Below are 14,061 nucleotides of genomic sequence, written 5' to 3' on the forward strand. Positions count from 1 at the left end.
CCCAATTCAGCATTTGCAAGCAGATTTGTCAGCACCTGTATAGGACATTTCCCCGCAGGCACAAACCATTATACCCATCACATTTCGTTGAACTCGCCCAGCTTATAGAAATGGCTCCATGTCTCACAAGCTATCCTAAAATTGATTGTCCGGCAGTAGAACAATTTTATATTTCTCCTTATGGATAGCAGCTTCAAACCCCTCTTTCCATTTTTCAAGAGGCACCTCCATATTCATCAACGGTGCAAGGTTCACTTTCCCCTCTGCCATCAGTCTCATTCCGATTTCCCAGGAGGTGGTTGCCGTTGAATTTGTTGTGATATAGTTTGCCTCTTTTAAGAAAAGCTGATTTAGATCCACTTCTACAGGCCCGCCCCAGCAGCCAATCTGCAGGTGTACGCCATTGGGTGCAACTATTTTGATGCAGTTATCCAGAGATACCGCCACCCCTGTACAATCACAAGTAATATCTGCTCCATACGGATTTCTCTTGTAAACCGCTCTTTTGAGCATCTCGAAACTTGTAACGACTTCATCTGCCCCCAGTTCTAATGCCAGCTGTAATTTTTCTTGGTCAACAGGCAGACCCGAAACGATGACATATGCTCCTCTGGACTTCAGCAGCTGAGCCGCCATCAAGCCCATAGGCCCCGGGCCGCTGACGACGGCTACATCGCCGGTATGCACAGTGATGCGCTCATAAACGCCTCGTACAATACAGCAGAAAGGTTCTGCCAGAGCATACAGCTTCTTTTCCTGCAGAGTCTTCGCAGTCTCCGGCAATTTATAACTGTATCGGGCAGGAACCACCACATAATTTGCCATAGCCCCGTCATCATAAGATCCTATGGATCTGCGGTCCCTACATAAAGTGACCAAGCCCTTTTTACAATACACACATTCGTTGCAGCTATAGCAAGCGGGCAATGCTGTAACCCAGTCTCCCACTTTAATATTTTTTGTGTCCCCGCAGGTCTCTGTTACCTGTCCGACAAACTCATGCCCTAAAACCACGGGCATCTCCAGATACCTTTCATCAAAATAAGCATGGATATCACTGCCGCAAATACCGGCGGCCAGCACTTTGACTTTCAGTTCTCCTTCCTTAGGAATCGGCTCAGGGATCTCCTGCAGCGCAAGGCCATCTTGGCCAACGGCAAATTTTACTAATCCTTTCACTATTCTGTCACCCCTCAAATGCATTGAGACATGCCTAGCGAACATTCCATTCCTACTCCAGCAGTTTTTTCGCCCCTCGTCGGTGCATGCTGTTCGCCCAATTTCAAATCACCTATGTGGCAGACTCCCAATGTTTGGGCATGTCGGCCAATGTGATGGTACAGCATCTCGCTATATTCCCACCGGTGCTTACGAATTGCTTGATACAAGCGCCGTTTTAAGCCTTTATCCTCCAAAATCTTCCCATATGCTATGTGCAACACCTGCCTGGAAGCCGCATTATCCAGTAAAGTGCATAGTGCTTTTTCCGACAGGTCATTCAAATCCGGGATAGTAGACAAGTCAGGAGTGACATGGTAGTTTTTTCTGTTTTCCTCAAATGTAGTAACTGCAACATCCCAAATCTCCTTAAACAGCACTGGCTCACATTTTGCCAGCACCCGAAGCGCCTCCAGCCAACTCGTTCCAGATGTCTTAACATGGAAAAATCCTTCAGTCTCCTTCCCAATAATGGGGAAAACCGAAAATTTATCGCTGCCGGAGTGGATACTTAGCTTATACCCAAAGAACCTTGCAATATCATTATGGGATCTGACTTCTTTTCGAAGTGTCTCATGGTCTCCGATATAATCGATTCCCTTTTGAAACTCTCCGCTGAAGCGAGGCGCAATGGTGGAAAAGCGGATTCCTCGGAGTCTCAGTTCATTCGTAACGAAAAAGTGGTCCAGCGGGGATGTCACCGTCAATGTTTCATCAATGGAAATTTCAAAGTTCACCTCTGATGCATGGGAAGCAATGCAATCGAAATATACCTTATTGATAAATTCAATGGCGTTTCCATATACAGCCACAATCCGTCGTAATGTACACAGATCATACTTTAGAATCGTATGAGCACTCACGGCAAATGAATGGGTCAGATATCGCTCCCGCAGTTCCGGATCGACTTCGCATCTTGCCGAGATCTCCTCATCCGTCAGAATAGCTGCTTCATTATCGATATGGTCACTGCAATCCAATGTGATCATGGTATAGCCATGGGCAATGGCCTCCCGAACTTCTTCCAAATGCTTTAAATGGTCTCCATCCGCACCGAATCCGCCGCGGTAGCCTTCACGGAAAACAGAAAACGTAGCACTGTCAATCACATCATCCATTGTCCGGTGAGTGAGTGTCATTTCCCGAACAGACTGTTGTGCCAGTACCGGCATCATTTGGTACTCCTTAAATACCCGAAGATGGCCTTCCCCGGCTAAACCCAGCCGATCCCCAACGCCAAATGTTGAGTGTCTATCAAGAACGGGGACGGGCACGCAGAATGAAAAATGCTTCCGCAAGAACTTTGCCGTGTCGTGGTCCAGTTCACTGAGCCAGTATGTATTTCCATCATGGCTATGACGTTCCCCGGGATATCGCCTGGAATCACCAACAATGCATAGCTGATCCCTTTCTCCGGCATCGATCATAAAGCAGATATCTGTTCCAATACTGTTTATAGAGTCCGGATAGATTTTAAATTGCTTTTGAAAAAAAGAAAAATCCATATAAATCCAAGCCTCTCTTAGTGAAATTATCCCTGTGCCGTTTTAGTTTTGCACCAAAGATAAAAAGATAAGCGTGGGCGGCTGTTGTGCCCACGCTTATCTCGGTTGATACAAAACGTGAGGCAAAGCACAGTTGTGAAAATCGCCGACACACCGATGTATCTAAGAAAACCTGATATCTCTTTCTACCCAAACTATCTGAATCAAAACCACCGCTTAGAGTCCGCCGCCTGATACGTCTCCAGGGGGATCCAGCCAGTCCACAGAAACTGGGAAAGCGTTTTCTGTGTTACGCCGAAGGACAGGAACTCCTCCGGTTTCAGTCCGCCTTCCTCATAAGCCCGAACGAACTCCGGAATCTTGTACAACTCCCGAATAATTTGCTCAGGAATCTCTTCATCAATATGGCACACCCGCTCAGGATCCGCTTCAATAACCATCTGTTGGATACGGGCTTGAAGGGAAAACGTCATATCTGCACCGGCCATGGAAGTGAGATGATGAACCCCGCGCAATCCTGCCGGCATGACCTTCGCCGGAATACCACGCTTTTTAAATAATGTATAAACTTTTTTACAAATCGCGTTTCCGGCATTTTGAATCACCGCAGGGTCTATATCAATTCGATTATCTTTTGCAACCTCAAGCAAATATTCGTCAAGGCGTCCCCCCTGCTGAACTACAAAAATTGGCTTTGGTTGAATTCCGGCTTTCATCGCCTTTGCCCGTCCACGCATATATGCTTCACCAACAGCCATCGCCTGGGAAACAGAGAAATTCAACGTTGTACAAACCGCAATGCCACGAGAAGCCAATTCTTCCACCAGCGGAAGTGCAGACATAATCGAAGGCGTTTTTACAGAAATATTCTCAGCCCAAGACGCGTAACGGAGACCCTGGGCAATCATTTTTTCCGTATCATTGCAAATTGTTGGATCCAACTGCCCCAAGGCATATCCATTCTCCCCCCGCGTTTTCCGGTAAATATCGTGAAATTTATTTGCCGCATAAACAGCGACCATCTTCAATAATGCTTCTGCTCGCTCGGCAGGTTCCAGGTCTTTTGGGATTTTATCAACTTCCGGCTGCCAAAACTCCGGCACCGCCTGTAATGTTTTATAGGTGAGAACTGGATTTGTTGTAACACCAAGCGCACCATTTTGGATAGCTGCATCGATTTCTGCCGGAATGGCAGAGTCATGCCAGAACCTAGTGGGCGTCTCACTTGTCAACCATTGGAGATAATTCATTACCTCGTTCCTTTCTTCATCAGTCAAATGAAGCTGCGAGCTCTTGTTCTGCTGAAAGTACTTCTATAAACTCATCCCGCAGATATAAAGATTACAGCACTCGTGCCTCTCTCAGAGTTACAGAAACTTGCTCTCCCATCACAAGATCAGGCACTTCCCAAGTAGGCCGCCTGCACACCTTCGTCATTCAGCAGATCCTCGCAGTTTCCGGTCATGACAATCTCGCCGGTCTGCAGAACATACCCTCTCTTCGCCGTACTCAAGGCAATTTTAGAATTCTGCTCAACCAGCAGGATTGTTGTACCATCTTCCCTGCTGATTTGCTTGATTGCCTCAAATATCTCGTTGACAATAAGAGGAGCCAAACCAAGAGAGGGCTCATCCATCAGCAAAATCCGTGGATGGTTAATCATGGCACGCGCAATCGCCAGCATCTGCTGTTCGCCACCCGACAGCGTACCGGCCAACTGATTTTTCCGTTCCTCAAGGCGCGGGAACCGTTTGTAGAGGCTCTCTACATCATGCTTAATATTTTTACTGTCCTTCCGCAAAAATGCGCCCATCATCATATTTTCATATACAGAGAGCTGAGAGAACACATGTCGCCCTTCCAACACCTGCATAATTCCTTTTCCGGCGATCTTATGTCCACCGATTCCCACAATGTTCTCACCCGCTAAAAGGATCTCACCTCGAATACCACGGGCATCAGTCAAACCCGAAATGGTCTTCAGTGTTGTGGATTTTCCGGCTCCATTAGAGCCGATAATCGTAACGATTTCTCCTTCATCCACATAGAGGTCTATCCCTTTAACCGCATGAATATTTCCATAGTAATAGTGAAAATCGTGCAGTTCCAGCAGCTTTGCCATCAGTCATCCCCCCCCAAATATGCCCTAATTACTTCAGGATGGCTTTGGATTTCCTTTGGCGTTCCGTTTGCCAAATTGGTTCCCGACTCAATTACATAAATCTCATCAGCAACATCCATGACCAATTTCATGTCGTGTTCAACAACGAGCACGGTAATCCCTCTGTCGATGATCCTTCGGATCAACACATTCAGGTCTTCTTTCTCCGCCGAGTTCATACCCGCCGCCGGCTCGTCTAACAAAATCAGCTTCGGATCATTCGCCATGCCGCGAATAATCTCCAGCAGACGCTGCTTACCATACGAAAGGCTGCCCGCCTGATCTTTGGCATGCTCCGTCAGTCCAACAAAGTCCAGCAATTCATAGGCTCTTTCTAAGGACGCCGCTTCTTCTATGCGCATGGACTTAGTATGAATTAGATTTTTCCAATAATTACTTTTCAGACGGGTGTGCATGCCAACCTGAACATTTTCCAAAACGCTCATTTTCCGGAACAAATTAATCACTTGATACGTTCTGGAAATGCCGGCGTCATTGATTTGATATGGCTTTTTCCCATCAATTCGAACGCCATTGAACCATATTTGACCAGAATCAGGCTTGTATACTCCCGTAATCTGATTAAAAAGTGTTGTCTTGCCCGCACCGTTGGGACCAATAAGTGCCGTAATTTGGTTTGGTTTAACATGCATGCAAATATCATTGGTGGCTTTCAGGCCGCCGAAGCTGAGGTTCAAATGTTCAATCTTCAGCATTCTTGATCACCTCGCTCTTTCGTTTGTGGCCAAATCTCAAGTTGACTAATCCGCTCGGCATAAAGAGAACAACCGCTAGGATAAATACGCCATAGAACAAAGTCTGATACTGTGCAAACTCCCGGAGGCCTTCATTAATCAACTGAACAATAATGACACCCAGAACAGGTCCCCACAGTGTTCCACTACCGCCAAACAGCAACATAATCAAGAACATAACAGATTGGTCAAAAATAAAGGTGGATGGATTAATGTATCTCACGAGATATGCATACATAGCGCCAGAGAATGCAACAAAAAACGCACTGGTACAGAATGCAGTCATTTTGTAACGGCGAACATTAATTCCCATCCCGCCAGCGGCAACTACATTTTCGCGGATTGCAATCATTGCTCTGCCGGTTTTGGACGCCACCAAATTTCGTTTGATGAGCAGGCAGACCACTGCCAGCACCAATCCTATGTAATAGAATTTGGTATAACTATCTACTGCAAAGCCAAACAAATTCAATTCATTCGGAAAATAACCGACGAAATTTCCAGTGATATTGTTCGGCGACGCCGAAATAAAAGAATACATGATTTCGCCAAAAGCAATCGTAGCAAGGGAAAGAAAATGAAACCGCAGCTTTGTCGCGGGAAATGCAATTACCGCAGCAACTATAACCGCAAGCACACAAGCCAACAAAATGCTCAATAATTGCGGTACTCCGCAGCTTTTATCAAGAATGGCTGCTCCATACGCTCCGATCGCGAAAAAGCCAGCATGTCCCAACGAAATTTGCCCGCAGTATCCAAACAAAATATCAAGTCCGGAGGCAGCCAAAATATACACTAAAATAAAGCAGCCAAGCAGCACAAAATAGCTGGCGCTGGAAAGCCCGCTTACAAGCAAGGGGAACAACAGCACGATCAGGGCGATAACAGCTTTTACGCCGTCACTTTTCTTCATTTTTTTTAACTTTTCCACGGTCTATACCTCCTTACCATCAGTCCTGCAGAGCTTTCTCGTTAAACAGGCCTGTCGGCTTGACAAACAAGAACAGGAGGAGCATGCCATACGTAAACATATCTTTATATTTGGAAGTCACATAGCCAGCAATCAGGGTTTCGACTATACCAACCAATACGCCGCCTACAATTGCTCCGTACATATTTCCGTATCCGCCGGAAACCGCGGAAGCGAATCCCTTTCTTCCCAGACCTGCTCCTAGAGTTGTATAGACTCCGTACATAGGTCCAATTAGAATTCCACCCAAAGCAGCTATGCCTGAAGCAATACCCCAAGTCACACCAGTTGTCAGAGAAACATTGATTCCGCAGCTCTTCGCTGCAAGCGGATCCAATGCAGCCGCGCGCATTGCAGTTCCAAATCGAGTCTTACTCATAAAAAAGTGCAGCAGCAGCATACATGCAGCAGTAACTACAATACAAACGATGTTTTCCACTTGAATGACTTTACCTGCGATTTTAACGCCAGAGTATCCTTCAATAATCTTTGGAAAGTTCCATTGCTGCGTTCCCCAAATAAACTGGGCGCCATTTCGAATGATATAAGAAATGGCAATGGTCGCCAGCAGAACAAACGTAACATTGTTATTTGTCTTATTGAGAATAATCCGAATAGCTCCTCTTTCAATGACAATTCCCAAGAAAAACATAATGACCATTGTCAAAGCAAGCGCCACAAAAAACGGAAAACCCAGAACCCTAGCAAATGTAACACCCAAGAATGCTCCCAGGGTCAGCAAATCGCCCATCGCCATGTTCATCAGGCCAGAGGCCTTATAAATCAAACTATATCCCAAGGCGATAAGGCCGTAGATGCTGCCTAAGCATAAGCCTGCAATAATCAAAGTCAGTAGCATATTCCGCGCCTTTCCTCTTTATAGAATAGTGGGGGCATCCCACAATGAAACAGAATGCCCCCACCATAAAACCCTTGTTGTTTACAAATATTTACCAACCCTGCTCCGCAGCATAGGCATTATAGTCATCGCTGCCGAACCAGTCATCGAGTTTAATGCTGTCGCCGTCAACCACAACCCAACTAGCGAAGTCATGCAGGCCCTCACCATCACCGGTAACAGTAAAATCAAATGTACCAGCCAGACCCTGAACATCACTCAGATTCAGTAATGCCTCTCTCACAGCGGCACCATCGGTAGAACCGGCAGCTTGAACAGCGGCATCGAGCACAATCATGGCATCCCATCCACGATAGGTCGCATCGCCCTTCGGCAGGAAGCCATATTCGGCCTCATATTTCTCCAGGAACTCTTTCATAAAGGGATCCGTGCAATCCTCAGCATCCTGGTAAGTAATGTAAGGATACTTGAAGATAACATGATTAACAGCATCACCAGCGACATTGATAACATCCTGAGTCAGCGTTTCAGAGTAAAAGATAATACCGTTATAGCCAAACTGCCGGAACTGCTTGATGATATTACCTGCATCACCAGACAGAACACCCAGGAACACGCAGTCAGGATCCGTGTTGATGATTTTTGCAATCTGACCAGAAAAATCAGTATCACCCGTCACATAGTTTTCAGTGGTCGTGACAGTCTTTCCAGCAGCTTCGCAGGCTTCCCGCATGCTTTTACCAGCAGAAACGCCATAGTCATCCTGTCCCTCAAAGATAGCAACAGACTCAAACCCCAGCTGGTCCATGGTCTCAATGAGAGAAGGAATGGAATAGGCTGTGTTCAAGCATGCACGGAAGAAATAATCCCAGCCCTCAGCCATCCAAGTAGGAGACAAGCCGGTGCCCATGGTAGGAATCTCATTCTCGTTCAGCGCAGCGCCAGACGCCAGCAGACAGCTGGAAATAATAGAACCCACACACAGATCAATCTTATCGGATTCGATAAGCTTCGTCACACATTTGACGGCCTCCTCAGGGTCAGCACCGTCATCATAGTGGACAACTTTGATCTGCTTGCCAAACCATCCACCCTTTGCATTCAATTCTTTCACATAGAGGTCAACGGAGTTCTTGGCACCCTCACCCTGGATCGCATTATTTCCGGTCAGCGGTTGATAACATCCCAAAACAATGACATCATCCGAATTTTCGGTATCACCATCGCTGCTTTCGGTAGTAGTATTCTCACCACCGCATGCGACCAAGGTCAGCAGCATCATTGCCGTCAAAAGCAGACTCGCAAATCTCTTCATCTTCTTCATTTGTACCTTTCCTCCATTTCTTATTTTGCACGCCGTTTACGAAAGTGCAGTAAATCTACCTCCGAAAACAACTAAGTGCCCATAAATGACCTTCTTTCAGTCCTGCAACTTAAAATGAGGGGAAAATATTTTCTGGATGCATACAGGGATAATTACTATCCCTCTCTTTTTCAAGGTAAATAAATATTTATAAATGATAATCGATTTTTTAAAATTTTATATATGCTCTACTTGTACGGTTTCTTATACGCTTGGGACATGGAAGTAAAGTGTTTTCTTTTGGGAAATCAATTCATAAAACATCCACCGTTAACGTCTATCGTTGCCCCATGAATGTACGAGGACTCCTCACTGGCCAAAAACAGTGCTACATTTGCAATTTCTTCACATTCAGCAAGTCTTTTAACCGGAATCGTCTCCGCAATTGCAAGATTCACTTCTTCTGGCAGAGTACGGGTAAGATCTGTCCATGCTCTTCCTGGGGCAATGCAATTACAGTTGATTCCATAGGAGCAAAGCTCTCCGCTTAAAGCATGGGTAAAACCGATGACTGCTGCCTTTGTCGCTATATAATGTGAAGAAGTAAACCATGTATACTGTCTTGCGGACAAAGAGGAAATATTGATGATCTTTCCATATCCCAACTCCAGCATATTGGGAATAAGAAGGTGGCAGCAGTTGAACATACTCGTAAAGTTCACATCCACTACCCTATCCCATTCATGTGGGTCCATTTCATGAACAGGAACCCTTTTCCCATTTTTCTTGGGAGATATTCCGACATTGTTTACCAAAATGGAAACCTTACCACTCTGTTGCTGAACTTCTTTTAAAGATAACTCTAATGCATTCCTATCTGTCACATCACATACGCAAGCATACGCTGAAAAACCTTTTGCGCGCAGCTCCAGGACCGCTTTCTCCACTTCCTCTTGTTTGGTTGCATTTACAATTACCGTAGCGCCATTTTCCGCAAAAAGATCTACAATGCTCCTACCAATGCCGCGACTACTTCCTGTTACCAACGCAACTCTATTTGTAAGCTTCATTTCCCACTCCTCCTTTGCTATTAATCTTTCATCAGGAATGAAAAAGTATCTATCCAGTACTTAAATTATAGCAATATACATGGCGTTTTTAGTTCCTATCATTATTATTTTTAATAGATTATTAATTATTGACATTATGAGATTAGCACATAATTACATCTTTCGTCAAGTATTTTTCCTTTTTGTTAGATATTTTCACCTAGTCTTTTTTGTGTATTGTCTTTGCTAATATTTTTCTCAATTGTTTTAAAAACATGTTATTTTATGTTTTTTCTTTTATTTTTAAGCATATAATATTTTATTTTTTGCTTTACTATTTCAACTAATAATGGATACCTTCCGTTTTTCTTCTACTTTTTAGACAACAGCATGCAAAAAAAATTGTTTAAAAAAACAGATTATCAATTATTGATAATCTGTTTTTTTGTGCTAAACTAATTTTATAGGTGTATCCAAAAAAAATATATGGATATGCAATTCAAGAAATCAAACAATTTGGAGGTGCCAATCTGTATGATCAACCGCAAAACAGGGCTGTGGATTTATCAAAAAATGAATGAAATTCGCAGTTTTGAGGAAACAGCATGGACACTTTTTACAGAAAATAAGTTGCGGGGATCTGTCCACCTATATACCGGCGAGGAAGCCGTGGCCGCTGGTGTATGCTCTCAATTGACAGATGAAGACCTTATTGCATCCACTCATCGAGGCCACGGCCACTGCATTGCTAAGGGAGCCGAATTGGATCGGGCTTTAGCAGAGTTGATGGGCAAAGCAACCGGTTACTGTAAGGGCCGTAGCGGGTCTATGCACATTGCCGACTTCTCCAAGGGAAATCTGGGGGCCAACGCCATCGTGGGTGGTGGTATTCCCATTGCCACCGGCGGAGCTTTGGCTCTGAAGATGCAAAACAAGCCCCATGTGGCAGTGGCTTTTTTTGGTGACGGCGCCAGCAATCAAGGCACTTTCCACGAGTCCATCAACCTGGCAGCTGTTTGGAAACTTCCTTGTATCTATGTGGTAGAGAACAACCAATTTGGTATGACCGTGCCCGTCTGGCAATCTACCTCCGTAAAAGATATCTCCATCCGCAGCACCGCCTACGGCATTTCCGGAGAGACAGTGGACGGCAACGACGTCGTAGCTGTATACGAAGCCTTTGCCCGTGCAAAAGAACGCGCATTAAGAGGAGAGGGGCCTTCCATCATCGAGTGCAAAACCTATCGCTGGCGAGGTCACTGGACCGGCGATCCCGAACCTTATCGCACTCGCGAAGAAGTAGAAGAATGGAAAGAAAAGAAAGATCCTATCAAACTTTTCCATATGTATTTGACCAAGCACAAGCTGTGTACAAAAAAAGAATTAGATGACATTGATATTGCTGTTGCCGAAAAGATGGCCAAAGCGGTTGATTTTGCCATGAGCAGTCCGGAACCCGACCCTGCCCATGTTTTAGATGATGTGTTTTATGAAGGCTAAGGGGGCGAAAACAGTGGCTAACATGACTTATGCACAGGCGATTCGTAAAGTGATTCAAGAAGAAATGCGCAGAGACGAAAAAGTTTTTGTCATGGGCGAAGACGTGGAAAAGCTGGGTGGTGTGTTTGGCACAACACGAGATCTCTACAAGGAATTTGGTACAGACCGCATCCGTAATACCCCTATCTCTGAATCTGCCATCGTAGGCGCAGCTCTGGGCGCTGCCTGCGCTGGTATGCGTCCCGTGGCAGAGCTGATGTACTGGGACTTTGCCTTCGTGGCGGCTGATCAGATCTTCAACCAGATGGCCAAAACCCGCTACGTCTTCGGCGGAAACGCCAAGATTCCCATGGTCCTTCGCAGCCAGCAGGGCACCGGCCGCGGCAATGCCGCCACCCACTCTCAGTCCCTGGAGACCATTTTCATGCACATTCCCGGTCTGAAGGTGGTTTGTCCCTCCACGCCTGCCGAGGCCGCCGGTTTGCTGCGCACCGCCATTCGGGACGACAATCCCGTCTGTTTCTTCGAGCACAAGGCGCTGTACATCACCAAGGGCGAGGTACCCGACGACCCTGAGTTCATGATCCCCTTCGGCAAAGCCGATATCAAGCGGGAGGGTTCTGATGTGACCATTGTGGCCAATTTGCTGTACGTGAGCCGCGCACTCCAGGCGGCCGACGAACTGGCCAAGGAAGGCATCTCCGCCGAGGTCATCGATCCCCGGACCCTGGTTCCCTTTGACTACGACACCGTGGCGGACAGCGTCAAAAAAACCGGTCGCCTGGTGGTGGTCCACGAGGCGCACCAGAACTGCGGCTGGGGTGCTCAGGTGGTTTCCGAGATCGGCAAGCGTGTGTTCCGTTATCTGGACGCTGCTCCTGTCCACATCGGTGCCAAAGCCTGCCCCCTGCCCTTCAACCCCGGCTTGGAGGCTGCGGTCATCCCCAGCGTGCAGGACATTACGGACGCCTGCAAGGCCGCCATGTACCGCTGAGAGAAAGGAGCTTCCACTATGGCTTCTATCGTAATTATGCCCAAACAGGGTCTGATGATGGAAGAAGGTACCATTACAAGATGGCTGAAACAGGAAGGCGATGAGGTGGTCACCGGACAGCCCTTTTTCGAAATGGAAACAGACAAGCTGACCATCACCATGAACGCCGAGGTTTCCGGCACACTGCTGAAGATCCTGCACCCTGCGGGAGATACCGTCCCCATCACCCAGCCCATCGCCGTTGTCGGCACGCCGGGCGAGGACATTTCCGCTCTTCTGGGCACCGCCCCGGCAGCCGTTCCTGTTGCCGTTCCTGCTACGCCTGCATCTGATGCGGCCGCAGCTTCCACCGCTCCTTCAGAGCTGCCTGCCTCTGCTTCCCTGGTCATCATGCCCAAACAGGGCCTAATGATGGAGGAGGGCACCATTACCAAGTGGCTGGTAAAGGAAGGCGAGCAGGTCATCGCTGGCAAGCCCCTTTTTGAAATGGAAACCGACAAACTGACCATTACCATGGATGCTGAAGTCTCCGGCACACTGCTGAAGATCCTGCACCCTGCGGGAGAGACCGTCCCCATCACCCAGCCCATCGCCATTGTCGGAGAGGCCGGTACCGATGTGTCCGGCTTTACAGGAAGTACCGGTCCCACAGCCGCAACTGCATCTCCTGCTCCTGCGACCACCTCCGCAGCTCCCGCCGCTGTTCCTCTCCGCGACCCCAACGGCAAAATCTGGGCTTCTCCCCGCGCCCGTCTGCATGCAGAGGAAAATGGCGTGGATCTGGCCTGCGTTCCCGCCACCGGCCCTGATGACTACATCATTGACCGGGATGTCATGGGCTACATCGCAAACAGGCCCCCTGTCACGCCTCTTGCTGCCAACGTTGCCAAAGCCCAAGGCATCGACCTGTCCGGCGTCACCGGCACCGGTGTAAACGGTAAGATCACCACCGCCGATCTGCCCGGTGCAGCACCTACAGCGGTCACTGCGCCTGCAGTCACCGCACCGGAAATTGCAGCGGAGACAACCGCCCCCGCCGGCCAGATGACCCGGGGCACCCATACGGAGAAAATGACCGGCATGCGCAGGGCCGTCATGAAGAACATGCTGGCCAGCAAGCAGGTCAACGCTCAAACCAACCACCGCATGGTGGTGGACATGACCGCCGTGGTGGCTCTGCGGAACCAGTACAAGGCGCTTGGCATCAAGGTCTCCTACAACGATATCATCGTCCGCGCCTGCGCCAAGGCCCTGACCGATATGCCCATCATCAACGCCAGTGTGGACGGCAACAGCATTCTCTATCACGACTATGTCAACGTGGGCACTGCCGTTTCCGTCCCCGGCGGGCTGATCGTCCCGGTCATCAAGGACGCCGATATCATCGGCCTCACCGGCATCGCCGCCAAGTCCGCGGAGCTGATTGAGAAGGCCCGGGACGGCAAGCTGACGGATGCCGACTATCATGGCGGCACCTTTACGGTGTCGTCCCTGGGTATGTTCGACCTGGACGACTTTGTGGCCATCATCAACCCCCCGGAGTCCGCCATTCTGGCCGTCGGCAAGATCTCCAAGACGCCAGTCGTGGTCACCGGCGAGGAAGGCGAGGACCAAGTGGTCATCAAGTCCATGTGCGCCCTGTGCCTGAGCTACGATCACCGGATCATCGACGGTGCCGAAGCCGCCAAATTCCTGCAGAAGGTGAAGAACTATCTGCAAAATCCCGTGCTGCTGATTTAAGGAGGCG

The 14,061-nt window shown here is 47.9% G+C and carries 12 protein-coding genes; 3 read left to right on the forward strand and 9 right to left on the reverse strand.

Features of this window, described 5'->3' with window-relative positions; genetic code table 11:
• Positions 1-135: 135 nt before the first annotated feature.
• The 9 genes from KFE19_03190 to KFE19_03230 all read right to left on the reverse strand — a co-directional run bounded on the left by KFE19_03190 (position 136) and on the right by KFE19_03230 (position 9,841).
• The gene (locus KFE19_03190; GenBank protein ID QUO38533.1) at positions 136-1,179 is read right to left on the reverse strand and encodes an alcohol dehydrogenase catalytic domain-containing protein; all 1,044 of its coding nucleotides are present in this window, start codon (positions 1,177-1,179) and stop codon (positions 136-138) included.
• Positions 1,180-1,193: 14 nt separating this feature from the next.
• A complete protein-coding gene (locus KFE19_03195; protein QUO38534.1) occupies positions 1,194-2,723 on the reverse strand; it encodes a hypothetical protein in 1,530 nt (509 codons plus the stop codon).
• A 203-nt stretch (positions 2,724-2,926) separates the two neighbouring features.
• The gene (locus KFE19_03200) at positions 2,927-4,000 is read right to left on the reverse strand and encodes a hypothetical protein (GenBank protein ID QUO38535.1); all 1,074 of its coding nucleotides are present in this window, start codon (positions 3,998-4,000) and stop codon (positions 2,927-2,929) included.
• A 119-nt stretch (positions 4,001-4,119) separates the two neighbouring features.
• Positions 4,120-4,845 carry an ABC transporter ATP-binding protein gene (locus KFE19_03205; GenBank protein ID QUO38536.1) on the reverse strand — a complete coding sequence of 242 codons (726 nt, stop codon included), beginning with the start codon at positions 4,843-4,845 and terminating at the stop codon, positions 4,120-4,122.
• The gene (locus KFE19_03210) at positions 4,845-5,600 is read right to left on the reverse strand and encodes an ABC transporter ATP-binding protein (protein ID QUO38537.1); all 756 of its coding nucleotides are present in this window, start codon (positions 5,598-5,600) and stop codon (positions 4,845-4,847) included. The genes KFE19_03205 and KFE19_03210 overlap by 1 nt, the downstream gene beginning before the upstream one ends.
• Entirely contained in the window at positions 5,587-6,570 is a 984-nt protein-coding gene (locus KFE19_03215; protein QUO38538.1) for a branched-chain amino acid ABC transporter permease, read from the reverse strand. Before KFE19_03215 ends, KFE19_03210 begins: the two co-directional genes overlap by 14 nt.
• 19 nt (positions 6,571-6,589) lie before the next feature.
• On the reverse strand, positions 6,590-7,468 hold the full coding sequence (locus tag KFE19_03220) for a branched-chain amino acid ABC transporter permease (GenBank protein QUO38539.1): 879 nt from the start codon (positions 7,466-7,468) through the stop codon (positions 6,590-6,592).
• 91 nt (positions 7,469-7,559) lie between these two features.
• A complete protein-coding gene (locus KFE19_03225) occupies positions 7,560-8,792 on the reverse strand; it encodes an ABC transporter substrate-binding protein (GenBank protein QUO38540.1) in 1,233 nt (410 codons plus the stop codon).
• Positions 8,793-9,079: 287 nt separating this feature from the next.
• A complete protein-coding gene (locus KFE19_03230) occupies positions 9,080-9,841 on the reverse strand; it encodes an SDR family oxidoreductase (GenBank protein ID QUO38541.1) in 762 nt (253 codons plus the stop codon).
• A 513-nt stretch (positions 9,842-10,354) separates the two neighbouring features.
• On the opposite strand from KFE19_03230, the gene KFE19_03235 reads away from it, so the two are divergent.
• Genes KFE19_03235 through KFE19_03245 form a run of 3 tightly spaced genes read left to right on the forward strand, consistent with a single transcriptional unit; the run spans position 10,355 to position 14,054 of the window.
• On the forward strand, positions 10,355-11,320 hold the full coding sequence (locus KFE19_03235; GenBank protein QUO38542.1) for a thiamine pyrophosphate-dependent dehydrogenase E1 component subunit alpha: 966 nt from the start codon (positions 10,355-10,357) through the stop codon (positions 11,318-11,320).
• Between the two features lie 22 nt (positions 11,321-11,342).
• Positions 11,343-12,314, forward strand: a complete 972-nt coding sequence (locus tag KFE19_03240; GenBank protein QUO38543.1) for an alpha-ketoacid dehydrogenase subunit beta — start codon at positions 11,343-11,345, stop codon at positions 12,312-12,314.
• An 18-nt stretch (positions 12,315-12,332) separates the two neighbouring features.
• A complete protein-coding gene (locus tag KFE19_03245; GenBank protein ID QUO38544.1) occupies positions 12,333-14,054 on the forward strand; it encodes a 2-oxo acid dehydrogenase subunit E2 in 1,722 nt (573 codons plus the stop codon).
• The last annotated feature ends 7 nt before the right edge of the window (positions 14,055-14,061 follow it).

The organism is Dysosmobacter sp. Marseille-Q4140 (genome assembly GCA_018228705.1).
GTDB lineage: Bacteria > Bacillota > Clostridia > Oscillospirales > Oscillospiraceae > Oscillibacter.

Coding starts and splice junctions, on each gene's coding strand:
- KFE19_03225 (QUO38540.1), bottom strand. CDS start 8,792: ATGAAGAAGATGAAGAGATTTGCGAGTCTGCTTTTGACGGCAATGATG.
- KFE19_03220 (QUO38539.1), bottom strand. CDS start 7,468: ATGCTACTGACTTTGATTATTGCAGGCTTATGCTTAGGCAGCATCTAC.
- KFE19_03205 (QUO38536.1), bottom strand. CDS start 4,845: ATGGCAAAGCTGCTGGAACTGCACGATTTTCACTATTACTATGGAAAT.
- KFE19_03210 (QUO38537.1), bottom strand. CDS start 5,600: ATGCTGAAGATTGAACATTTGAACCTCAGCTTCGGCGGCCTGAAAGCC.
- KFE19_03195 (QUO38534.1), bottom strand. CDS start 2,723: ATGGATTTTTCTTTTTTTCAAAAGCAATTTAAAATCTATCCGGACTCT.
- KFE19_03235 (QUO38542.1), top strand. CDS start 10,355: ATGATCAACCGCAAAACAGGGCTGTGGATTTATCAAAAAATGAATGAA.
- KFE19_03245 (QUO38544.1), top strand. CDS start 12,333: ATGGCTTCTATCGTAATTATGCCCAAACAGGGTCTGATGATGGAAGAA.
- KFE19_03230 (QUO38541.1), bottom strand. CDS start 9,841: ATGAAGCTTACAAATAGAGTTGCGTTGGTAACAGGAAGTAGTCGCGGC.
- KFE19_03240 (QUO38543.1), top strand. CDS start 11,343: ATGACTTATGCACAGGCGATTCGTAAAGTGATTCAAGAAGAAATGCGC.